Origin of the sequence: Variovorax paradoxus EPS (assembly GCF_000184745.1) — a bacterium.
Lineage (GTDB): Bacteria > Pseudomonadota > Gammaproteobacteria > Burkholderiales > Burkholderiaceae_C > Variovorax > Variovorax paradoxus_C.
This window is the reverse complement of record NC_014931.1, coordinates 128,281-149,992: the sequence shown is the minus strand read 5'-3', so window position 1 is coordinate 149,992 and position 21,712 is coordinate 128,281. Positions and strand designations below refer to the sequence as shown.

Annotated in this window: 23 protein-coding genes; 11 read left to right on the top strand and 12 right to left on the bottom strand. The window is 64.8% G+C overall.

What is annotated here, in order from left to right; translation table 11 throughout:
- Positions 1–54 precede the first annotated feature (54 nt).
- Positions 55–1,152 carry an aromatic ring-hydroxylating oxygenase subunit alpha gene (locus VARPA_RS00725; protein ID WP_013538616.1) on the bottom strand — a complete coding sequence of 366 codons (1,098 nt, stop codon included), beginning with the start codon at positions 1,150–1,152 and terminating at the stop codon, positions 55–57.
- 247 nt (positions 1,153–1,399) lie between these two features.
- On the opposite strand from VARPA_RS00725, the gene VARPA_RS00720 reads away from it, so the two are divergent.
- Together VARPA_RS00720 and VARPA_RS00715 are read left to right on the top strand one after the other, a co-directional pair.
- Positions 1,400–2,308, top strand: coding sequence for a DMT family transporter (locus VARPA_RS00720; protein ID WP_013538615.1), 909 nt, complete (start codon positions 1,400–1,402; stop codon positions 2,306–2,308).
- Between the two features lie 8 nt (positions 2,309–2,316).
- The gene (locus VARPA_RS00715; RefSeq protein ID WP_013538614.1) at positions 2,317–3,249 is read left to right on the top strand and encodes a glutaminase; all 933 of its coding nucleotides are present in this window, start codon (positions 2,317–2,319) and stop codon (positions 3,247–3,249) included.
- Positions 3,250–3,355: 106 nt separating this feature from the next.
- Here the strand turns inward: VARPA_RS00715 and VARPA_RS00710 are convergent, their stop codons facing one another.
- Positions 3,356–4,354: an SDR family oxidoreductase gene (locus VARPA_RS00710; protein ID WP_013538613.1), complete on the bottom strand. Its 999-nt coding sequence runs from the start codon at positions 4,352–4,354 to the stop codon at positions 3,356–3,358.
- A gap of 95 nt (positions 4,355–4,449) precedes the next feature.
- Here VARPA_RS00710 and VARPA_RS00705 point away from each other — a divergent pair, with 95 nt between their 5' ends.
- The 3 genes from VARPA_RS00705 to VARPA_RS00695 all read left to right on the top strand — a co-directional run bounded on the left by VARPA_RS00705 (position 4,450) and on the right by VARPA_RS00695 (position 7,132).
- Positions 4,450–5,403: a LysR family transcriptional regulator gene (locus VARPA_RS00705; protein WP_013538612.1), complete on the top strand. Its 954-nt coding sequence runs from the start codon at positions 4,450–4,452 to the stop codon at positions 5,401–5,403.
- Positions 5,400–5,900, top strand: coding sequence for a hypothetical protein (locus tag VARPA_RS00700; RefSeq protein ID WP_013538611.1), 501 nt, complete (start codon positions 5,400–5,402; stop codon positions 5,898–5,900). Before VARPA_RS00705 ends, VARPA_RS00700 begins: the two co-directional genes overlap by 4 nt.
- Positions 5,901–6,094: 194 nt before the next feature.
- Positions 6,095–7,132: an aliphatic amidase gene (locus VARPA_RS00695; RefSeq protein ID WP_013538610.1), complete on the top strand. Its 1,038-nt coding sequence runs from the start codon at positions 6,095–6,097 to the stop codon at positions 7,130–7,132.
- On the opposite strand, the gene VARPA_RS00690 is transcribed toward VARPA_RS00695, so the two are convergent.
- Positions 7,123–8,013 (bottom strand): LysR family transcriptional regulator, encoded by an 891-nt coding sequence (locus VARPA_RS00690; protein ID WP_013538609.1) that lies wholly within the window; start codon positions 8,011–8,013, stop codon positions 7,123–7,125. The genes VARPA_RS00695 and VARPA_RS00690 overlap by 10 nt on opposite strands.
- A 90-nt stretch (positions 8,014–8,103) precedes the next feature.
- On the opposite strand from VARPA_RS00690, the gene VARPA_RS00685 reads away from it, so the two are divergent.
- Both VARPA_RS00685 and VARPA_RS00680 read left to right on the top strand, forming a co-directional pair.
- Positions 8,104–8,298 carry a DUF1127 domain-containing protein gene (locus VARPA_RS00685; RefSeq protein ID WP_013538608.1) on the top strand — a complete coding sequence of 65 codons (195 nt, stop codon included), beginning with the start codon at positions 8,104–8,106 and terminating at the stop codon, positions 8,296–8,298.
- Between the two features lie 67 nt (positions 8,299–8,365).
- Positions 8,366–10,057: a hypothetical protein gene (locus VARPA_RS00680; protein WP_013538607.1), complete on the top strand. Its 1,692-nt coding sequence runs from the start codon at positions 8,366–8,368 to the stop codon at positions 10,055–10,057.
- Here VARPA_RS00680 and VARPA_RS00675 read toward each other — a convergent pair whose 3' ends face one another.
- A complete protein-coding gene (locus VARPA_RS00675) occupies positions 10,058–10,636 on the bottom strand; it encodes a uracil-DNA glycosylase family protein (protein ID WP_013538606.1) in 579 nt (192 codons plus the stop codon).
- Between the two features lie 16 nt (positions 10,637–10,652).
- Positions 10,653–11,483 carry an isocitrate lyase/PEP mutase family protein gene (locus VARPA_RS00670; RefSeq protein WP_013538605.1) on the bottom strand — a complete coding sequence of 277 codons (831 nt, stop codon included), beginning with the start codon at positions 11,481–11,483 and terminating at the stop codon, positions 10,653–10,655.
- 96 nt (positions 11,484–11,579) lie between these two features.
- Here VARPA_RS00670 and VARPA_RS00665 point away from each other — a divergent pair, with 96 nt between their 5' ends.
- Positions 11,580–12,038, top strand: coding sequence for a CopD family protein (locus tag VARPA_RS00665; protein ID WP_013538604.1), 459 nt, complete (start codon positions 11,580–11,582; stop codon positions 12,036–12,038).
- 6 nt (positions 12,039–12,044) lie between these two features.
- Here VARPA_RS00665 and VARPA_RS00660 read toward each other — a convergent pair whose 3' ends face one another.
- From VARPA_RS00660 to VARPA_RS00640, 5 genes are all read right to left on the bottom strand, one after another.
- The gene (locus VARPA_RS00660; RefSeq protein WP_013538603.1) at positions 12,045–12,641 is read right to left on the bottom strand and encodes a hypothetical protein; all 597 of its coding nucleotides are present in this window, start codon (positions 12,639–12,641) and stop codon (positions 12,045–12,047) included.
- An 81-nt stretch (positions 12,642–12,722) separates the two neighbouring features.
- Positions 12,723–13,112, bottom strand: coding sequence for a hypothetical protein (locus VARPA_RS00655; RefSeq protein WP_013538602.1), 390 nt, complete (start codon positions 13,110–13,112; stop codon positions 12,723–12,725).
- Between the two features lie 244 nt (positions 13,113–13,356).
- Positions 13,357–13,788, bottom strand: a complete 432-nt coding sequence (locus VARPA_RS00650; RefSeq protein ID WP_013538601.1) for a VOC family protein — start codon at positions 13,786–13,788, stop codon at positions 13,357–13,359.
- 16 nt (positions 13,789–13,804) lie between these two features.
- Positions 13,805–15,040, bottom strand: a complete 1,236-nt coding sequence (locus VARPA_RS00645) for a CaiB/BaiF CoA transferase family protein (protein ID WP_013538600.1) — start codon at positions 15,038–15,040, stop codon at positions 13,805–13,807.
- A gap of 10 nt (positions 15,041–15,050) precedes the next feature.
- A complete protein-coding gene (locus VARPA_RS00640) occupies positions 15,051–16,250 on the bottom strand; it encodes an acyl-CoA dehydrogenase (RefSeq protein WP_013538599.1) in 1,200 nt (399 codons plus the stop codon).
- Positions 16,251–16,435: 185 nt separating this feature from the next.
- Between VARPA_RS00640 and VARPA_RS00635 the strand changes: the two genes are divergently transcribed.
- Together VARPA_RS00635 and VARPA_RS00630 are read left to right on the top strand one after the other, a co-directional pair.
- On the top strand, positions 16,436–17,338 hold the full coding sequence (locus VARPA_RS00635) for a LysR substrate-binding domain-containing protein (protein WP_013538598.1): 903 nt from the start codon (positions 16,436–16,438) through the stop codon (positions 17,336–17,338).
- Between the two features lie 11 nt (positions 17,339–17,349).
- Entirely contained in the window at positions 17,350–18,282 is a 933-nt protein-coding gene (locus tag VARPA_RS00630) for an AraC family transcriptional regulator (protein ID WP_041943127.1), read from the top strand.
- Positions 18,283–18,292: 10 nt separating this feature from the next.
- On the opposite strand, the gene VARPA_RS00625 is transcribed toward VARPA_RS00630, so the two are convergent.
- Both VARPA_RS00625 and VARPA_RS30380 read right to left on the bottom strand, forming a co-directional pair.
- Positions 18,293–18,799, bottom strand: coding sequence for a GFA family protein (locus tag VARPA_RS00625; protein WP_013538596.1), 507 nt, complete (start codon positions 18,797–18,799; stop codon positions 18,293–18,295).
- A gap of 106 nt (positions 18,800–18,905) precedes the next feature.
- Positions 18,906–20,738 carry an AAA family ATPase gene (locus tag VARPA_RS30380; protein WP_080559342.1) on the bottom strand — a complete coding sequence of 611 codons (1,833 nt, stop codon included), beginning with the start codon at positions 20,736–20,738 and terminating at the stop codon, positions 18,906–18,908.
- A gap of 112 nt (positions 20,739–20,850) precedes the next feature.
- On the opposite strand from VARPA_RS30380, the gene VARPA_RS00615 reads away from it, so the two are divergent.
- Positions 20,851–21,567: a 2OG-Fe(II) oxygenase gene (locus VARPA_RS00615; RefSeq protein WP_144298932.1), complete on the top strand. Its 717-nt coding sequence runs from the start codon at positions 20,851–20,853 to the stop codon at positions 21,565–21,567.
- Positions 21,568–21,712 lie beyond the last annotated feature (145 nt).

Below are 21,712 nucleotides of genomic sequence, written 5' to 3'. Positions count from 1 at the left end.
CCAAAGTGAACGCCTTGATGCTAGCGGAATAGTAGTTTTGACTCGAGGCAAGACCTAAATGCAATTCAACTGATCACGCAAGAATTGGTGGAAGTGCACCATTCCGGCCTCAAGGTTCTCGTGATACGGCCCGTATTCCGATGTTCTGCGACTCATCAGAGCGAATCGCCCCTCATGGATACGCTCCCCGATTTGGTTATCCTCAACCGCAGTTTCGAGATACGCACTTGCAGCCAATGAAGCCATAGCATCTCCATCGGGCCGCATCTTCAGGTCAAGCGGGTGGTAGTACTCCACCACGTTTACGCATCGGCCAGTTCCTTTGGGAAAGACCGTCGAAATTACTGTGACGAGGGGGTACCACTCGATCATCACATTCGGGTAGATCAGAAGCCACATGGCCCCGATCGATGGTAAATCGTCAGCATAGTAAGTTCGGACCGCCTGATGCCAAGCCCTGTATATCTCGCTATTCCCAGGCTGTTCAAGCCTCTTGTGAAAGGAAACCATCTGGGCACTCCAGTTCGCACCAAAGAACCAACGAAGATTGTCACAGGATACGAAATGTCCCAAGCCTGGATGAAATGATGCAACGTGATAGTCCTCGAGGTAAAACTCTAAAAATGTCTTCCAGTTGAAGTTGCACTCGTGCACTTCCATATGCCCAAAGTAGCTTGATTCAAAATCCAAAAGACCTTTTACATCACGCGGCAAGTTGACCAACTCGTTGATTGCATCAGTTTTCCCTATGAAGTGAAGCCCCTTCCAGGCCGTTGTTTGGAAGCGCTCCAGTTGCATGCAAGGGAGCTCTGTAAATTTGGGGGCTGCAATGAGAACACCGGAATTGTCGTAAGTCCATCGATGCATCGGGCAGGACAAGCGTTTGGAGTTTCCGCGCCCCTGAAGAATCGTCGCCTGCCGATGACGACAAACATTGGAGAACAGTTGAATGCCCTGTTCGCCATGCACCATGGCAAGACCGTTGTGGTGATGGGGTAGGACGCAGTAATCGTTAAGCGCTGGCACGAGTAGAGAGTGGCCCGCATAGCGAGGCCACTTGTTAAATATTTCATCCTGCTCGCGCCTGAGTAGCGCTTCATCGAAATACGCACTGACTGGAAGTTGCGTCGCCGGCGACAACGGCGAAATCATTTCTTGTTTGAATGCCACATCTTTCCTTCCTGAAAAGAATCTTAGTCTGAAGGTCAAATGGTGGTGGCGTGTCTACTTTGGAGGACACGATGCTTCAAAGCATGCCGCCCCGCCCGGTCGAGTGATATCTCGCGCAGATAAGATTTCCGACGAAACCCATATTTCTGCGGCTCGACAATATCGCACGCTAGGATCGTCGAAATTGGCCTTTTGAATGTTGAACAGAAAAAAGCACGATTGACCGCGAATGATCCAGCGCAAGACCCACCTCGACTCCCTCGCCATCGGCCTTCTCATCGCGTGCTGCGCGTTCTGGGGCCTGCAGCAGATCCTCATCAAGACCACCGTGACCGAAGTGCCGCCCATGTGGCAGGCCTCGATCCGCATGGTGGGCGCCACCGTGCTCCTGTGGCTGTGGTGCGCCTCGCGCGGCGTGCCGCTGTTCAAGCGCGACGGCACGCTGTGGCCCGGCCTGCTGGCCGGTGCGCTCTTCGCGGGCGAGTTCGCCGGCATCTACCTCGGCCTGCAGCACACCAGCGCCTCGCGGCTCACCGTGTTCCTGTACACCGCGCCGTTCTGGGTTTCGCTGCTGCTGCCGCGCTGGGTGCCCGCCGAGCGCCTGCGCGGCTTTCAATGGCTCGGGCTCTTCATCGCGTTCTCGGGCGTGGTGCTCGCATTCAGCGAAGGCTTCGGCCACATGAGTTCGTCGCAACTCATCGGCGATGCGATGGGCCTGGCGGCCGGCATGCTCTGGGGCCTGACCACGCTGACGCTGCGCACCACCAAGCTCGCCACCGCCAGCGCGGAAAAAACGCTTTTCTACCAGGTGGCGGTGACCGCGGCGGTGTGCCCGGTACTGTCGCTCGCGCTGGGCGAGACCTGGAGCTTTTCGTACTCCAGCTGGGCCTGGACCTCGATCGGCCTGCAGACCGTGATCGGCGCGTTCGCGAGTTACCTCACCTGGATGTGGCTGCTGCGGCACTACCCCGCCACGCAGATGTCGTCCTTCACCTTTCTCACGCCGCTCTTCGCACTGGTGTTCGGCGTGGTCCTGCTGAAGGAGCCGCTGACGCTGCAGCTGATGGTGGCGCTCGCAGGCGTCGCGCTCGGCATCGTGCTGGTGAACCGGCGCTCCGCGGTGCAACGCACGGCATGAGCGCGGACATGATGAGTTTCCAGCACGTCCTCGACGACATCGTCGCCACCCTGCGCCCCGAACTCGGCCAGGCGGGCACCGTGGCCAGCTACATCCCGGCGCTTGCGCGCGTCGATGCGCGGCAGTTCGGCATTGCGCTGCGCACCTGCGAGGGCGAAGAAGCCTTCGCGGGCGATGGCGAGGTACCGTTCTCGATCCAGAGCGTCTCGAAGCTCTTCACGCTGACGCTCGCGATGCAACGCATGGGCGACGCGCTGTGGGAGCGCATCGGGCGCGAGCCCTCGGGCAATCCGTTCAATTCGCTGGTGCAGCTGGAGAACGAGCAGGGCAAGCCGCGCAATCCGTTCATCAATGCAGGCGCGATCGCGGTGGCCGACCGGCTGGTGAGCCAGGCGGCCGCCAATGGCGGCAGCGCAAAGGCCGACATCCTCGCGCTGATGGGCGGTCTGTGCGGCGAACCAATCGCGTTCGATGAAGAAGTGGCCAGGTCCGAGGCCGACACGGGCTTTCGCAACGTGGCACTCGCGAACTTCATGAAGAGCTTCGGCAAGATCGACAACGACGTGGGCACGGTGCTCGACACCTACTTCCACCAGTGTTCGCTGCGCATGAGCTGCCGCCAGCTCGCGCGCGCCGCCGCCTTCCTTTGCCGCGACGGCGCGCATCCGATCGATGGCGAGCCCGAGATCACCGGTGAGCGGCAGACGCGGCGCATCAACGCGCTGATGCTGACCTGCGGCACCTACGACGCCGCGGGCGACGTGGCGTTCTCCATCGGGCTGCCGTGCAAGAGCGGCGTGGGGGGCGGCATCGTGGCGGTCGTGCCCGACAAGCTCACGCTCTGCGTCTGGTCGCCGGCGCTGGACGCGACGGGCAATTCGCTGCTGGGCATGAAGGCGCTGGAGCTGTTCGTGACGCGCACGGGGCTCTCGGTTTTCTGATCCGGGCCGCACCCCCTCCAAGAAAGAGCAAACCCGTTCAGGCTGAGCCTGTCGAAGCGCCGCGCACGGCTTCGACAAGCTCAGCCCGAACGGTTGATCAAGTCGCTTAGGCTGTAACCGCCATCGGCGCTCCACCCAGGCAGCCCATGCCTTCCAGCGACGCCTCAACCGCCTCTTCCAGCGGCGTGTGGGGCTCGTGCCCGAGGAAGGCCACCAGCTTCGCGTTGTCCATCAGCACCGGTGTTTGCCAGAGGTAGCGCATCTCGCGCATTTCGCGCAAGGTGGTGACGAAGGGCGAAGCCAGCGCCAGCAGCCACCACGGGAAAGCCGTCACGCGCGGCGTGATGCCGGTGCGGCGCGCCACCACGTTGCGAATGGCGTTGCTCATCTGGGTGCCGTCGGTGTCGCGATGGCCCGCCATGTGGAAGCGCGCAAAGGGTTCGAGCCTGTCGCGCCGCGCCAGCAACGCGACCATGGTGCGGGCGACATCCGGCAGGTAGGACCATTGATGCGCCGTGTTGGCATTGCCTGGGTAGCTCACGGCCTTGACCGGCAGCCCCGCCTTCACCAGCCCCTGCGAGAACCAGTTGTTGCCGGCCTTCGGGCCGAAGAAGTCGCCGGCGCGCACGATCAGCACGCGGGCGCCGTTGCGGCTGGCGGCTTCGAGGCGCCGTTCCAGCTCGACCCGGATGGCGCCCTTGCGGGTGACGGGCTTCTGCGGCGCGTCTTCGCGAATCAGTCCGGAGAACGCATCGGGACCGTAGTTGTAGACCGTGCCCGGCAGCACGATGGTCGCGCCTTCGGCCTTTGCGGAGGCGATGCTGTTGTCCAGCATCGGCAGCACCAGCTGCGCCCAGTTGCGGTAGCCGGGCGGGTTGACCGCATGCACGATGACCGAGCAACCCTTTGCGGCTTCCATGACGGCCTGCCGGTCCATCGCGTCGCCGCGCAGCCAGGTGATGCCCTCCTCCTGCTTCACGGGTTGCGCCATGCCGCGCTGAAGTGCCCGCACCGTCCAACCCGCCTGGCGGAGCTGCCGAGTCACCTCGCCGCCGATGCCGCCCGTTGCGCCGAGAACCAGAACCGTGTTGTTGTCGTGTGCCATGAAATGCTCCAGAAACGTTGTCGATGGGCCAATTCTGGGTCGATGCCTGTTCCATTGGAATTGCCGAACATGAGAGAGCAGCTATACATTTCCGTATGACTTCGAACATCGGCTGGGAGCTGTACCGCTCGTTCCTCGGCGTCCTGCGGGAAGGCTCGCTCTCCGGCGCGGCGCGTGCGCTGGGCATCACGCAGCCGACGGTCGGCCGCCATGTCGCCGCGCTCGAGGCGGCGCTCGGCGTGGTGCTGTTCACGCGCTCGCAGGTGGGGCTGATGCCCACCGAGGTGGCGCTTGCATTGCAAGGCCACGCCGAAGCAATGGAAAGCACCGCCGCTTCGCTGGAGCGCGCTGCCACGAGCCAGGGCGAAGAAGGAGGAAAGATCCGGGGCGTCGTGCGCATCTCCGCCAGCGAGGTGATAGGCGTCGAGGTGCTGCCGCCCATCGTCGCGCGGCTGCGCGAGGCGCACCCGGCCCTGAAGGTCGAGCTGGTGCTTACCAACCGCGTGCAGGACCTGCTGCGGCGCGAGGCCGACATCGCCGTGCGCATGGTGCGCCCGAAGCAGGAACAGCTGGTCGCGCGCCGGGTCGGGCAGATCGAACTGGGCTTTCACGCACGCAAGGATTACCTGGCCCGCCGCGGCACGCCGCGCAAGCAGGAAGACCTCGCGGCGCACGCCGTCATCGGCTACGACCAGCCTTCGGCGTTCGTGCGCAACGCGGGCAAGGCGCTCCCGGGCTACGGCCGCGACGCTTTTTCGCTGCGCACCGACAGCGACCTCGCGCAGCTGGCGTTGATCCGCGCCGGTGCGGGAATCGGCATTTGCCAGGCCGGCCTCGCCCGCCGCGACGCCGCGCTGGTGCGCCTGATGCCGCGCGCTTTCTCGATGAAGCTGGAGACCTGGATCACGATGCATGAAGACCTGCGCAACAGTCCGCGCTGCCGCGTGGCCTTCGATGCACTGGTCGACGGACTGCAGGCCTACATCGATCCGCCCGTGCAAGGGACAAGGGGGAAAATAGGCCGCGCACGAACACAAGCCTCCGAATGACCGAACCCATCGACTCCGCAAACCCCGACACCCCCGCCCTCCAGCAAGACCGCTTCTGGCAAGACAGAGGCTGGACCGCCCGCATCATCAAGAACGAGGAAGACGACGGCTGGGCCGTCGAAATGACCCGCGACGGCGACCCCGAGCCCGCGCTGGTCGGCCCCTGGACCATGGGCCGCGACAAGAAGAATCCCAAGCCCATGGACGGCCCCGCGTTCTCCACGCTGGTGAAGACCGCCGCCGAGGTGATCCGCCGCCACGAGCAGCAGCTGCACGCCACGCTCAACAAGAGCGTGACCGTGACGGCGCGCGACGGACGGCGCATTCGCGTGGCGCTGGCCATCGTGCCCGACGAGGACAACCCCTCGGCCACGCTGAGCGCACACGACGACGAAGACGACAGCGAGCTGGCGAGCGTGAATGTCTCGCCGGCCTTCAAGCTCACTTCCGGCAGCGCCACCAGCTGGATCGAGGCCGACTTCGCCCGCCCGCGCTGAGCGATTGCCCGCCCGCCCGCCGCAGCCCGCAATCAGCGAAATGACGTATGGGCAGCCCGCGGTGAGTTGAGAACAATCGGCTCCGACGACACGAATCCATTCAAGACGCAAGACAAAGCAGGCCCGACCCGGTTGAACACCGGCCGGGCCTTTTTGTTTTCTCAACCATCCATCAGGATTTCAGGAGCAGCGTCATGCGACATGGTGATATTTCGAGCAGCAGCGATTGCGTGGGCGTCGCGGTCGTCAACTACAAGATGCCCCGCCTTCACACCAAGGCCGAGGTGCTGGACAACGCCCGCAAGATCGGCGAGATGCTGGTCGGCATGAAGCGGGGCCTGCCCGGCATGGACCTGGTGATCTTTCCCGAGTACTCCACGCACGGGATCATGTACGACACCAAGGAGATGTACGACACCGCCGCCACCGTGCCCGGCGAGGAGACCGCGATCTTCGCGGACGCCTGCCGCCGCGCCAACGTGTGGGGCGTGTTCTCGCTCACCGGCGAGCGCCACGAGCAGCACCCGGACAAGGCGCCCTACAACACGCTGATCCTCATGAACAACGAGGGCGAGATCGTCCAGAAGTACCGAAAGATCATGCCGTGGGTGCCCATCGAGGGCTGGTATCCGGGCGACCGCACCTATGTGAGCGACGGGCCCAAGGGCATGAAGATCAGCCTCATCGTCTGCGACGACGGCAACTACCCCGAGATCTGGCGCGACTGCACGATGCGCGGCGCCGAACTCGTCATCCGCTGCCAGGGCTACATGTACCCGGCCAAGGAGCAGCAGATCCTGGTGTCCAAGGCGATGGCCTTCATGAACAACACCTACGTGGCGGTGGCCAACGCGGCGGGCTTCGACGGCGTGTACTCGTACTTCGGGCACTCGGCGCTCATCGGCTTCGACGGCCGCACGTTGGGCGAATGCGGCGAGGAAGAGATGGGCATCAACTACGCCGAACTCTCGATGAGCCTGATCCGCGATGCACGCAGGAACGGGCAGTCGCAGAACCATCTCTTCAAGCTCATGCACCGCGGCTACACCGGCCTCATCAACTCGGGCGACGGCGACAAGGGCGTGGCGGACTGCCCCTTCGATTTCTACAAACAGTGGATCAACGACCCCAAGGGCGCGCGCGAACAGGTGGAGTCGTTCACGCGCCGCACGATCGGCACGGCCGAGTGTCCGATCGAGGGGCTTCCGAATGAAGGCAGCAATCAAAGCTGACGGAATGTCGTCAGCACCTTCAGCACGCTCTGCGTGGCGCCATCGATCACGCCGGGCAGCCGGTGCGCAATGCCCAGGCGGCGCGTGAGCTTCGGCGTGATCGGCAGCACCTGCATGCGTTGGTTGAGCGCATCGTCAGCCGTGTGTTGCAGCGGCAGAAGTGACGCGCCATAGCCCGCGGCGACGAGGCTCTGGATCGCCGCGTCGTAGTTGAGCTCGATGCGCGCACGCGGCGCGAAGCCGGCCCCGGCGAACCACTCCATCGTGAGCCGGTACATGTGCGTGGTGGCGTCGTTGAAGATCAGCGGCTGCGCGGCGAGCCACGCGGGCGTCACGCGCTTCGGTGCCTTCCAGCGCTGCGGCACGAAGGCCATCATGGCCTGATCGCGCCACGGGGTGACGACAAGATCGCGCCCGGGCGGCTGCGGCATCGCGACCAGCCCGATGTCCAGCGTGCCGGCAGCCAGCCGCGCCATCGCGTCGTTGGAGCCGAGGATGCTCACCTCCACGTCGATGCCCGCATGCACCGTGCCCAGTGCCTCGAGCACCTGCGGCAACAGGTCGACCACCACGCCGGTCGATGTGCCCAGCCGCACGCGGCCGGTGCGGCCTTCGGTCTGGCGCTTGACGGCGTCGATGGCCTCGTCGGTGTCGCGCAACAGCCTGCGTCCGCGCTCCACCAGCGCCGCCCCGGCGGCCGTGGGCGTGACAGTGCGGCTGCCGCGCACCACGAGCTGCGCACCGAGGCGCGATTCGAGTTCGCTGATGTGCAGGCTCACCGTGGGTTGCGCCAGGTGCAGCGCCTTCGCTGCTGCGGAGAAGGTACCGAGGTCTGCAATGGCGATGAGCGTTCGCAGTTGGTCGAGGTTGAGCTGTCGCATCAGGAATGCTGATTGTGTGGTTCAGGAATCTCAACTTCCACAATAGCATGCAGCGACTGAAGATGAGCGCTCCCCACCAAGGAGCCCACCGTGACAGCGCCGAAGCCTTCGACCTTTCATCAACGCCTGATGCATGCCCTGCACGACTGGCGCCGCCGCGCCGCACAGCGCCGCCGCAGCCGCGCCGATTCACGGCACCTGACCGGCATGAGCGACCACGAACTGCGCGACCTGGGCATCGGCCGCAGCGAAGTGCGCGAGCTGATCGACCGCAACCGGTACTGAAGAAAGAAGCGAAGGAAGCGGCGTCGGCCTTCAGCCTTCGCCCCTGAATTTGAGGTTCAATCCGGGCGTGCCCCAACTCAAGACACCCGCCCCGCTCTCCATCGAACTCACCTCGCCGCAGTCGGTCAACGGCAAGCGCGCGGCCTTCCAGTCGCTCTGGCTGCTGGTGCGCATGCAGCACGCGCACGATGCCGAAGGCGGCCTCGTGCGACTGGCCGATCTGCGCGGCGAAGTCTCCGATGCGAGCACGCTGCGCATGGTCGTGAGCCGCGCCTTCCGCGACTTCAAGACCTGGAACATCGAAGTCGGCTGGGGCGAAGACACGCAGCGCGAGCCGCGCTTCCTCAATGCCGAGCGGCGCAGCCAGGGGCCGTTCTGGCTGCCGGCCGCCGAGGCGAAGCGCATGCGCGTGCTGGTGGAGGGCCGTGCGGCCACCGCCGCGGAGGTGGCCTCCTTTCTCGGCCTGCGCTCGCGCAAGCGCCACGCGGCGGAACCCGGCTCGCCGCCGCCCGATGCGGTGCACCTGCAGGATGCCGCGTTCTGGAAGCAACTGGTCGCGTCGCAACAGGCAGCGCGGCAGGGCCGGCTCATGACGCCGGTGGCACCCATGGCGGACAGCAGCGCGACCGGGTTGCCAGTCAGCGCGCTGGAGTCGATCCGCCTGGCCGGCACGCTGGCCGCCACCGATTTCCAGCGCGCGCTGGTCACGCTCAACGAAGCGATGCTGTGGCGCCGGCTCGGCGACAACGAGCAGGCGCGCCGGCGGCTGCAGGCGCTCAAGAAACAGCGCCTGGCCCATCACGTGGCGGGCAACGACTACCTGGGCGCGATGGAATGCATCGTCTCGGCCTGGTGCGCCTACACGGCGCGCGATCTGCCGCTCGCGCAATCGCTCCTGAGCGGCATGGCCGAGGACGCGGCGCGCGGACTGGTGCTGCGGCATCACCCCGATGTGCGCTTCGAGTGGTGCAACCTCTGGGCGCTGGTGTGCCGCTCGCGCGCGCTCGGTCTCTCGGCCGACGACAAGCCGGCCGCCGCCGCGCTCGCCGAAGAGTCGCTGCAGCGCTTCGGCGAGGCGCTGGCCGCGGCCTTCGAATCGCATTCGTTCGACGCAGCCCAGCACGTGGCCGCCAACATGGGCATGGCCGCGTGGCTGTTCGATCGCGTCGGGCTCTCCGATCTTCCCGCGCTCGCGCACGATGGCCACGCCGACACCACGCGCCGTGCGGTGCAGTGGATCGCCTTCAGCGAATGGCTCTGCGGCCACACCGACGGGCAAGGCCGCTCGGCATGGAACGCGATCTACCTGATGCGCATCGCCCGCGGCCATTGCCGGCCCGACAAGCAACCCACCCTCGCGCAATTCCGCATGCAGAAGCCGCTGGACCCGGCGGCGATCTCCAGGCTCGCGGGGCCGCTGGCCGATGCCTTCGATGCCGCGCACTGGCCGGCACGCTGGGTCGACGTGGCGCAGGCGCGGCTGGCCGATCACCAGGCCGGGCGGCGACGCTACCCGGGCCTGCAGCACTGCAGCCTTCTGTTCGAGCACGCCTGGTATGCCGCGCATGCGGGCGACCTCAAAGCAGCCGAGCAGTCGCTGGGCGTGTTGCGCGAAGCCCTGCCTCAGCTCGTGCCGAGCGATCGCGCCTACTTCACCGAATCGTGGAACGACACGCTGCCCGCGGAGCTGGTGCTGGAGTCGAAGCCGCCGCGACGCCCCGCAGCGCGCAAGAAGGCCGTGGGTCGCACAGCCCGTTGATCAGCGCTGCGCGAGCGCCTGCCGCACGCGCTCGCGCAGCACCGGCAGCACATCGCTTTCGAACCACGGGTGGTGCTTGAACCAGCCGGTGTTGCGCGGCGACGGATGCGGCAGCGGAATGAAGCGGGGCCCGTATTCCGCAAAGGCCTCGACGGTTTCGGTCACGCCGGCCTTGCGGGCCGCGCCCAGGAAGTGGCGCTGCGCGTACTGGCCGATCAGCAGCGTGAGCTCGACCTGCTTCATCTCTGCGAGCAGCCGCGCCTGCCAGAGCTCGGCGCACTCCCTGCGCGGCGGCAGGTCGCCGCTGGTGCCGCGGCCGGGGTAGCAGAAACCCATCGGCATGAGCGCGACGCGCGTGGCGTCGTAGAACACTTCGCGGTCGATGCCGAGCCAGCGGCGCAGCTGCTCACCGCTCTTGTCGTTCCATGGCACGCCGGTGGTGTGCACCGTCACGCTCGGCGCCTGGCCGACGAGCAGCAGGCGCGCCGTGGCGCTGGTCTGCACGACGGGACGCGGCCCGAGCGGCAGGTGCGCGGCACAGGCGCGGCAATCGCGGATTTCCGTGAGCAGCGCGTCCATGGCGCCGGCCGGTCCGCTAACTGGAAAAACGGCCGAAGAACCCATTGAGATCCGCACCCGCGGCGGCCCCCTCGAAGCCGTCGAAGCGTCCGTGTTCGGCAAGCGCGCGCGCGGCGCGATCGAAGCCGCCCCATGCCGCGCGCGCGAGCCCACCGCCCACGCTGACCCGCCGCACGCCGAGTTCGGCAATGTCCTTCATCGTGAGATCGCTCACCCCGCCGACCAGCAGGTTGACGGGCTTCGGTGCCACGGCCGCGACCACGGCGGCGATCTGCTCGCGCGTCTTGATGCCGGGCGCATAGAGGCAATCGGCTCCGGCCTCCGCATAGGCCTTGAGCCGCGCGATGGTGTCGTCCAGGTCGGGCCGGCCCGCGAAGAAGTTCTCGGCACGGCCGACGAGCAAGGTGTCGCCACCCGCCGCATCGATGGCCCGGCGCGCGGCGCGCAGGCGCTCGACCGCAACGTCGATGGGAAAGAGCGGATTCGTTGCGTCGCCCGTCGAGTCTTCGATCGACAAACCCGCCACGCCGGTCTCGACCGCGAGCCGCACGCTTTCGGCCACGCCTTGCGCGTCGGATGCGAAGCCGTTCTCGAAGTCCGCGTTCACCGGCAGGTCGGTCGCCGCCACGATGTCGCGCAGGTGCGCGAGCACGGTGTCGCGCGATTGCGCCCCATCGGCAAAGCCCTGCGACCACGCATGGCCCGAGCTCGTTGTAGCCAGTGCCTTGAAGCCCAGGCCCTGCAGGTAGCGCGCGCTGCCGGTGTCCCAGGGGTTGGGGATGACGAAGCAGCCCTGTTCGTGGAGCGCGCGGAAGTCGGCGCGTTTCTGGGCGACGGTGCGGGTCATGGGGGCCTCATCTTTCTGCTTTGTCCGGAGGATGGTTTTTAACGCAACGAGGCAGACATTGCGCGCCCACGGCGTTCGGTGTTCTGATCGGCCCCCATGCCCTACGCCATCCTGCTTTTCCTTCATCTCGTCGCTGCCGCCTTCTGGGTCGGCGGCATGGCCACGATGCACTTCGCGGTGCGCCCCGCCGCCGTCGCCACGCTGGAGCCGCCGCTGCGCCTGCGCACGATGGCCGCGGCGCTGCGACGCTTCTTCGTCGGTGTGGATGCGTCGGTCACGCTGCTGTTCGTGAGCGGGGTTTCGATGATCCTGCTCGCGGGTGGATTCCGCAGCGTGCATTGGCGCATCGAGGCCATGATGAGCATCGCCATCGTGATGGCCGGCATCTATGTCTACATCCGCGCCTCGGTGTTCAAGGCGCTGCGCCGCGCGGTCGAAGAGAGCGCGTGGCCGGTGGCGGCCGCGCGGCTCAACACGGTGCGCAAGCTGGTGAGCCTGAACCTCGCGCTCGGCGTGGCGGTGTTCGCCGTCGCGACCATCGGGCGCGCGGGCTAGAGTCCGTCAGCGCTTCCCGGCAGTGGTGCTCAGTTCACCGAGCAGGGCGCCATCGACGGGCTTCTGCAGCCACTTGGCGATGTCCTCGCCCAATGCATAGGTCACGACGCCGACCATGCTGCAGGTGCTGCGCGGCATGCCGAAGTAGATGAACATCTGGCGCTCGGCTGTGAAGCGCGCGGGCGCCTCGCCCTTGCGCTCGAGCGTGCCGCGCAACTGCACGATCTTCGGACCGCCGTAGAGGCCGCCTGCGTTGGCCAAGAGGTCGGTGATCTCGACCTTGAGAACCGGCGCGCCCTCGGCGTTGGCAGTCGGCGGCGGCGCAAGCAGGTATTCGTAGGGTTCGAGCAACTGGTCTTGCACAGCCTGCTTGAGCGACGCGGGGACGTCGCACGCGTCGTCTTCCTTTTTCAGCTGGATGCCCTTGGCGGTGGCGCCATAGGTGACGGCGGACATGACCACGCTGTTGCGCGCGGTGGCTTCAGGCGGCGGGGGCTCGGGGGGCGCCGGCTGGCGTGTGCCGCAGGCGGCGAGCAGTGCGGCAGTGCCCACGGCAAAGGAAAGCCGCGCGGCAATGCGCGCGGCGAACGGGTGGCTGGTCATTGGTGATCTCCCTGGTGAATCGAACGCGCCTCTGGGGACGCGCGCCCGATTCTGCATGGAGACACAACGTGGCCAATTGACTTACAGCCCGAGTGCGCCGATGCCATGCGCCGCGGCCACGGCCTGGGCGCGAACGGTGGCGCGGTCCAGCGTGCTCGACAAGCGCGGCACGGTGCCGGCCGATGCGGCTTCGGCGTACTGGTCGCCGGCGCGGGCGGCGGCCACGGCCTGCGTGCGCACCGTGGCGCGATCGGTCGCGCTCGCGATGGCGACGGGCACGCCGCTTGATGCGCCTTCGGCGTACTGGTCGGCGCTGTGCGCTGCAACGACCGCATCGGCGCGCACTGCGGCGCGGCTCGCGGTCGATTGGAACTGCAGCACGCCTTGGTATTCCTCGGCGCTCGCGCCACCGGCGAAAGCGGAAAGGGCAGTAGCAGCAGCCGCGGCGAGGAGGAGCTTGGTGGTCTTCATGGCGATATCTTTCAAAGGAAGTGAGTTGAGTGAGTCAGTGATCTATCGGGACATTCATCGCTACGTCGGGATGCCGTGTGGCGATGAATGAATTACATCGGCGGGCTGTATCTGCGATGTGTCGAGATCCAGGCCGTTTTGCATGCGCGTGTGTGCGCCTCGCCAGCTGGACACAGTGGCGTACAAATCGACCCCGCGGGCCGCGCTGCGCTTCGGAAAAAGAGAGTGGACGAAAGGCCGGCGCTCAGCCGGCCGCGCCCTTGAGCTCGACGCTGTTGCCGTCGGGGTCGCTGATGTAGATCGAAGGCCCGTTGCCCTCGGCGCCGAAGTTGTTCTGCACCTCGCCGTGCACCGGCACGCCGTGCTGCGCCATCAAGGCGCGAATCGCCGCTTCATCGAAGGGCTCGATGCGCAGGCACAGGTGGTCGACGTTGCGGCCTTCCTTGCCGGCCAAGGCACCGCCTTGTTTGCCCAGCGGACCCTCGGGCGTGACGAGGTCGATGAGATTGGTGCCCGCACGCAGGTGCACGAGCCCCAGGTCGTCGCGGCGCTTCTCGACTGTGCAGCCCAGCACGTCGCAGTAGAAGGCGATCGCGCGATCGGCATCCTTCACGCGCAGCACGACATGGTCGATGCGCAGCACCGAGAACGGTGGGGTGCGCATCGAGTCGGTCATGGCCGCTCGTCTTTCTTCAGACCACGCCCGCCGAGCGCAGCGCGTCGAATCGCGCGGCGTCGATGCCGAACTCGGCCAGCACTTCGCGCGTGTGCTGCCCGAGCGCCGGCGGCGCATGGCGCAGCACGGGCGGCGTGGCCGACAGGCGCAGCGGACTCGCCACGCCGGTGATGCTGGCAATGCCGTCGCCCGCATCGCGCGGCAGCGTGACTGCCAGGCCCCGCGCCTTGACCTGCGCATCGTCGAAGGCCTGCGCAATGTCGTTGATCGGGCCGCAGGGCACGGCCTTGTCTTCGAGCAGCGTGACCCAGTCGGCGGTGGTGCGGGTGCGGGTGAGCTCTTCCATCATTGGAATCAGCACGCCGCGGTGCTTCACGCGCAGCGTGTTGGTCGCAAAGCGCGCATCGGCGGCCCATTCAGCGTGAGCAGCCGCTTCGCAGAAGCGTGCGAACTGGCCGTTGTTGCCGATGGCCAGCAGCATCGACCCGTCGAGCGTCGGAAAGTCTTGATAAGGCGCGAGGCTCGGGTGCGTGTTGCCCTGTCGCTGCGGTGCCTTGCCGGTGTTCAGAAACGCGCTCGCCTGATTGGCGAGGATGGCCATGCCCACGTCGAGCAGCGCCATGTCGATGTGCTGGCCTTCGCCGGTGCGGTCGCGCACCTGCAGCGCCGCAAGAATGGCGGTGCTCGCGTAGACGCCGGTGAACAGGTCGGTGAGCGCCACGCCCACGCGCAGCGGGCCGCCGCCGGGCACGTCGTCGGGACGGCCGGTGATGCTCATCATCCCGGTCATGGCCTGGATCATCAGGTCGTAGCCTGCGCGCTCGGCGTACGGGCCGTCGTGGCCGAAGCCGGTCACGCTGCAGTAGATGAGGCGCGGGTTGGCTGCGCGGAGGCTCTCCTGATCGAGGCCGTATTGCTTCAGCCCCCCGGTCTTGAAGTTCTCCACCACGATGTCGGCCTGTGCCGCCATCTGCTGCAGCAGCGCCTGCCCCTCGGCCGTGGCCATGTCGACCGTGACCGAGCGCTTGTTGCGGTTGCAGGCGGTGAAGTAGCTGGCCTGGTCGGTGTCGTTGCCGTCCGCATCCTTGATGAACGGCGGACCCCAGGTGCGCGTGTCGTCGCCCACGCCGGGACGCTCGATCTTGATGACGTCGGCACCCAGGTCCGCGAGGATCTGCGTGCACCACGGGCCCGCGAGCACGCGGGACAGATCGAGGACCTTGATGCCGTCGAGCGCTGCGGGCTTGGTCATTCGTTCTTGCTTAGTTCGCGAAAGCGGCGATGCCGGTGATGGCGCGGCCAAGAATGAGCGCGTGGATGTCGTGCGTGCCTTCGTAGGTGTTGACCACTTCCAGGTTCACCAGGTGGCGGGCCACGCCGAATTCGTCGCTGATGCCGTTGCCGCCCATCATGTCGCGCGCCAGGCGGGCGATGTCCAGGGCCTTGCCGCAGTTGTTGCGCTTCATGATCGAGGTGATTTCGACCGAGGCGGTGCCTTCGTCCTTCATGCGGCCCAGGCGCAGGCTCCCTTGCAGGCCCAGCGTGATCTCGGTCTGCATGTCGGCCAGCTTCTTCTGGATGAGCTGGTTGGCGGCGAGCGGGCGGCCGAACTGCTTGCGGTCCAGCGTGTACTGGCGGGCGCGGTGCCAGCAGTCTTCGGCGGCACCGATGGCGCCCCACGAGATGCCGTAGCGGGCGCTGTTGAGGCAGGTGAACGGACCCTTGAGGCCCTGCACTTCGGGGAACACGTTTTCTTCAGGGCAGAACACGCCGTCCATCACGATTTCGCCGGTGATGCTGGCGCGCAGGCCCACCTTGCCGTGGATCGCGGGGGCCGAGAGGCCCTTCATGCCCTTCTCGAGCACGAAGCCGCGGATCGGGCCGACCGTGCCGCTTTCGCTGACTTCCTTGGCCCACACCACGAACACGTCGGCGATGGGCGAGTTGCTGATCCACATCTTCGCGCCGCTGAGCGAATAGCCGCCCGGCACTTTCTTCGCGCGGGTGACCATGCTGCCGGGGTCCGAGCCGTGGTCGGGTTCGGTCAGGCCGAAGCAGCCGATCCATTCGCCGGTGGCGAGCTTGGGCAGGAACTTCTGCTTCTGCGCTTCGGTGCCGAATTCGAAGATCGGCACCATCACCAGCGAGCTCTGCACGCTGGCCATCGAGCGATAGCCCGAATCGACGCGCTCGACTTCGCGGGCGATCAGGCCGTAGGCCACGTAGTTGAGGCCGGGGCCGCCGTACTGCTCGGGGATCGTGGGGCCGAGGAGGCCGAGCGCGCCCATTTCGCGAAAGATGGCGGGGTCGGTTTCACCGGTGCGGAAGCCCTCGATGACGCGGGGCGCCAGGCGCTCCTGGCAATAGGCATTGGCCGCGTCGCGGATCATGCGTTCTTCGTCGGTCAGTTGCTGGTCGAGAAGAAGGGGATCGTCCCAGTGGAATTGCGCTTTGGCGGCCATGTGCTGTCTCCGGAAAGAGGGAAAAAAGAGAAAAGAGGGGGATGGGAGCGATCCTAGCCACGCGAAGGGCCGGGCGCAAACGATGAATCCTCACCCAGATATGCGTTTGTAGAATGTCTTGCAAGATGTTCGAGCGGCCTTGTCATTGGTGAGGCTTGATCTCCATAAATACACCCGAGGCATACATGCGCCGCAAGATCCCACCCCTGCAAACCCTCGTGTGCTTCGACGCCGCCGCGCGCCACGAGAGCTACACGCGCGCCGCCCAGGAACTCGCGCTCACCCAGAGCGCGGTGTCGCGGCAGATCGGCACGCTGGAAGCCTTCCTCGGCGTCGCGCTCTTTCGCCGCACGCGGCACGGCGTGGCACTCACGGCCAGCGGCGCAGCCTATGCGCGGCAGATCACCAAGCGGCTCGAAGCGATGGAGCGCGACACGCTCGACGCCATGGCGCACCAGGGCGAAGGCGGCTCGCTGTCGCTGGCGGCCGTGCCCACCTTCGCCACGCGCTGGCTGATGCCGCGCCTGAAGGGTTTCGCCGCGCTGCAGCCCGACGTGGTGGTGCACATCGAGACGCGCACCCGTCCCTTTCTTTTTGCCGACGCGGAGTTCGACGCGGCCCTCTACGCCGGCACGCCCGCGCAGGTCGAGAACTGGGCCGGCACGCGCGCGCTGTTGCTGATGCACGAGGACGTGGTGCCGGTGTGCAGCCCTTCCCTTCTCCCTCGCGGCAAGGCCGTGGCACCGGCGGTCATTTCGAAGATGCCGCTGCTGCAGCAGAGCACGCGGCCCGACGGCTGGCGCCAGTGGTTCGACGCGCAGCAGATCGACGCGCCCAACGCGCGCGGCGGTCCGCGCTACGAGCTGTTCTCGATCCTCGCCGCGGCCGCCTCGCACGGCCTGGGCGTGGCGCTGATGCCCACGATGCTGGTTGCCGACGAACTGGCGCGCGGCGAACTGGTGGTGGCGTGCGCACGGCCGCTATCAGGTGAGCGCAACTACTACCTCGTGACGCCGGAGCGCGCCGACCAGCGGCCGCTGCTCAAGTTCTTCAGCGACTGGTTGCTGGAGCAGGCGCGCCAAGGTTGAGAATGCGCGCCATGACGACGCGCGACAGCCGCTCCGAATACGAATGGCGCATGCACAAGGTGCTCACGCACATCGACGACCACCTGGACGAGCCGCTCGAACTCGCGGCGCTGGCCGACGTGGCGCATTTCTCGGCGTCTCACTTCCATCGCCTCTTCGCGGCCTGGGCCGGTGAGACGCTGGGCGACTACATCCGGCGCCGCCGCGTGGAGGTGGCGGCACTGCGGCTCGCGACGCAGCCGCACCTGTCGGTGCTTGAGGCGGCAGTGTCGGTGGGCTTCGGTTCGGGCGAGGCGTTCACCCGCGCGTTCCGTGCGCATTTCGGCAGCGCGCCCAGCGCGTGGCGTGCAGCGCACGACGGGTCGCCGCCCTGCGACGACCCCTCACGCGATAGCAATCCCGATCAGATCGCCCTGCACGGCTTCACGAAGAATGGCTCTCCACTGCGCAACCCCGCGCACGAGGAGCCACCCGTGAATGTCCAGCTGATCACCCGCCCACCCGTCACCATTGCCTACCTGCGCTACACCGGCCCGTTCGGCGCACCGGTGGGCGCGTTCTGGGCCACCAAAGTCGCGCCCTGGATCTGCGCGCACGACCTGTGGTCGCATGCGCGCTACGGAATCAGCCACGACGACCCGAGCATCACCGCGCCCGAGCACTCGCGCTACGACGCCTGCGTGGAGGTGCCCGACAACTTCGTGACCGATGGCGGCTTTCACAAGACGGTGCTGCCGGGCGGGCGCTATGTCTCGCTGAGGTTCCAGGGCTTGCCTGCGGAGATCAACGATGCGTGGATGCGCCTGATGCGCGACTGGCTGCCTGCCAGCGGCTTCCAGTTCGACAGCCGGCCCGCGTTCGAGTACTACGGGCCCGGCATGGCCTTCGACGAGAAGACCGGCGCCTTTGAATGCGACATCTGCATTCCGATCGCGCCGCTCTGAGCGAAGGGCTTCAGGCTTTGCCGGGGCGCGCGCCCTCTTGCGCGTAGGCCTGGATCAGCGCCGGGAACGCAGCGAAATCGGGCAGCTTGCCGAAGCTGTGCACCGCGGGCGTCGTGACCCAAGGCAGCTTCTCGTCGGTCCAGGTTTCCATGAACGGCACGAACCATTCGTGGCGATCGAGCATGGTGGGCCGGATGTTGACGAACTCGTCCATGCCCTCGGTGCGGGTGAACATCCAGCTCTTGCAGTGCGGACAGCAGAAGTGGTGCGAGTCGCCATGCAGGCCGCCGATGACGGGTTCGCCCGCGACAACCTCGAAGCCCGGCGTCGGGATGGCGAGCGAGAGCGAGAAGGCGCTCGCGCTCATGCGCTGGCAGCCGGCGCAATGGCAGGCCATCGACAGCAGCGGCGGCGCGGTGATGCGAAAGCGCACCTGGCCGCAGCGGCAGCCGCCGTCCCAGGGGAGTTGCCAGTCGTTGGTGCCTTGGTCGGCAGGCGGTCGCTTCGAAGTGCTCACTAGGTGCTTTCTGACTAGCGCTATTGGCTGCTAAAACATGCCGGGCAAATGTAGCGCCGGGAAAATTCAACTAACTCTCTACGAAAAAATTCGAAAATACCTCCGGCTATTCGCGCGCCTCATGTATGAATGCGACGATTTCCTCTACGCGCATTTTGAGATCAAGGATATCCAAGTTCGCTGGTTTTTTGCAGGTTGCACGAGCCACCGCCACCTTATCCACTTCCTTGAATATTTTTCCATCTGCTTTCACAAATGGGAGAACGTGCTCAAATTGCCCGCTCTTGAGGCGGCGACCAAAACGTTCTCCATAAACTTCGCGCAAGGCAATACTCATCTCTTCTTTTTCCACATAATTTTCGATTTCTCGACCCTCGGTGACCCAGCCAATTCCGCCGTGCCGATGCAACTCGGCAATGACTCGTCTCTTCGTAGAATTAATTGGAGAATCTTTGCTGGATTTGTCACTATCAATTACCACACAAAGATGTCTATTCAACCGGCGAACCTCAATCAATGCTTCAAGATCTTTTTCAATATCGCCGACTTCAACATCATCCGTTGCGGCTAGATGACTTAGCAAGCGCCCTCCATAAAACATAATTGAGTAATCCGTGCCTTCACGCAGTGTTGAATCCCTTGCAACTATCCAATGATTCAAATAAATCCGATCCGATGGTCCCTCAACCCAAACAATCGCATTGGTTTGCAAGATATCTGATGCTCGATATCCCAAGTCCCGACAAACCTGAAATTTTGCTGCAGAAGTCAATGCAGGCTCGATTTTAGTTGTCGCCGATTTATTGGATACATGGAACACCGCGGCCTCGGTTGCATCGATGATGCTCGCAGAGTGCGTTGCCACGAAATATTGATTTGAAGTTTGATCTGCAAGGTACTGCACCAACCGTCGTTGCAGGAGAGGATGCAAATGAATTTCAGGCTCCTCTATGCACACAATTTGCTGCTCAAGTAGAGTGCAAAAGGCAGCCAACATGATGACTTCGTGAATCCCTGTTCCTAACGCATGAAGAGGAAGAACTTTGTCATCCATATGAACCAAAATGTGCTGCCGATCATACGGAATCTCAATTCTTGCCGATGAATTGGCGGTTACCACTCTGACAAAGCTATTCACCGCCTCGAATTTTTCTATTTTCAAGCGCTCGGAATAATCTGGGTTTTGATGCCTCGCAAGCTCTTCAATTAACCCTTTGCCAGACCAGTCTGAAAAATCTTGCCCTCTCTCAGATATTTGCCTAATTGCCGGTATTAAAGCAACTGCAGGAAGAGAAATGTCGATCAACGAAAGCAATCGATTGATTGATTCGCCAACCCAAAGATTTGGGCCCCCACCACTCTGCCTCGTCAGTCTTGACCACAATCCTTTGATATTCACTCGACTAGCATTTGTTATCTCTTCAACGGAGGGGAGGCGATTTAAAGGTATAGGCGCCAACGGCTTGCTCGGATCTGCGCCACGCTGAAACCACAGAATATTTTCCTCCTGAAAGAACTCCAACAAATATTCGATGGCATTCATGTGCGAGTGCCAGTCATAAGGCTCTTCATTAAAAATATGCTCAAGTTGCTCGCGCGCCTTCGACATAGGAAGGCCAATGCCCATGACCACATCCTCATTAGTTTTTGTGTTTTTATCTAATGGCCGCAAACTTACAGGTTGATTTCTGGATCCCCGCGGGGGTGAACTGACATGCGTACTCAAATGCTGCGAAATGAAGTTCAGAACGGTCGATTTACCCGAATTATTGGGACCTACAAAGAAGTTAAATCTTTGAAATGGTCCTATTCGGACGATGTCGCTGCCAATCCCTCGATAGTTGGCAAGTGCAATTCCATGCAGAAAAATAGATCCGGGCATCGGCCTTCTCCTTGTGATGTAGAGAAGATAACGCTTTGCAATAGTGAGTGAACTCATGTCGCGCCATCGTTCAGACGCCAACGCATCTCAACCATGTTCGGTAGTAAGCCCTGAAAAAGGGGGCCGAAAACGGCGAGCCATGCTTGCGGCGCGGCGGGACACTGCGGGCATGACGACAACCCATCCTTCCCGCATCGACGCACTCGACTGGCCGCGCATCGAGACCGATCTCGCCACCCGCGGCTGCGCCACCACCGGCCAGCTCTTCACGCCGAAGGAATGCGCCCAGCTCGCGGCGATGTACGACGAAGGCGGCCATCATTTCCGCAGCCGCGTGGTCATGCAGCGCCACGGCTTCGGCGAGGGCGAATACCAGTACTTCGCGAATCCGCTGCCGCCGCTGATCACGGCGTGGCGCAGCGCACTCTACGAACGCCTCGCGCCGCTCGCCAATGCCTGGGCGAGCGCGATGGGCCAGGCGGCCGACTATCCCCCCGATCACGCCGCCTACCTCGCACGCTGCCACGCGGCGGGCCAACTGCGCCCCACCCCCTTGCTGCTGCGCTACGACGAAGGCGACTACAACTGCCTGCACCAGGACCTGTACGGCGACCTGCAGTTTCCGCTGCAGCTCACGGTGCTGCTGAGCCGGCCGGGCGAGGACTTCACCGGCGGCGAGTTCGTGCTGACCGAGCAGCGCCCGCGCATGCAGTCGCGCGCCGAAGTCGTATCGCTCGCGCAGGGCGAGGCCGTGATCTTCGCGGTCAACCAGCGCCCGGTGGCGGGCACGCGCGGCACCTACCGCGTGACGATGCGACACGGCGTGAGCCGCCTGCGCTCGGGGCGGCGGCACACGGTGGGCCTCATCTTTCACGACGCGCGCTGACAACTCCCGGCTCCAGAACGACCGTGCGATAACGCACAGAAAAGCCGAAGTCGCGCAAAATCCTGTCGCGCCAGGCGCGCCCGCCTGAATTCCCGACACCCAACGATCGGAACGGCGGGCAAGCCTGGTGCCGATCCGCGGCCGA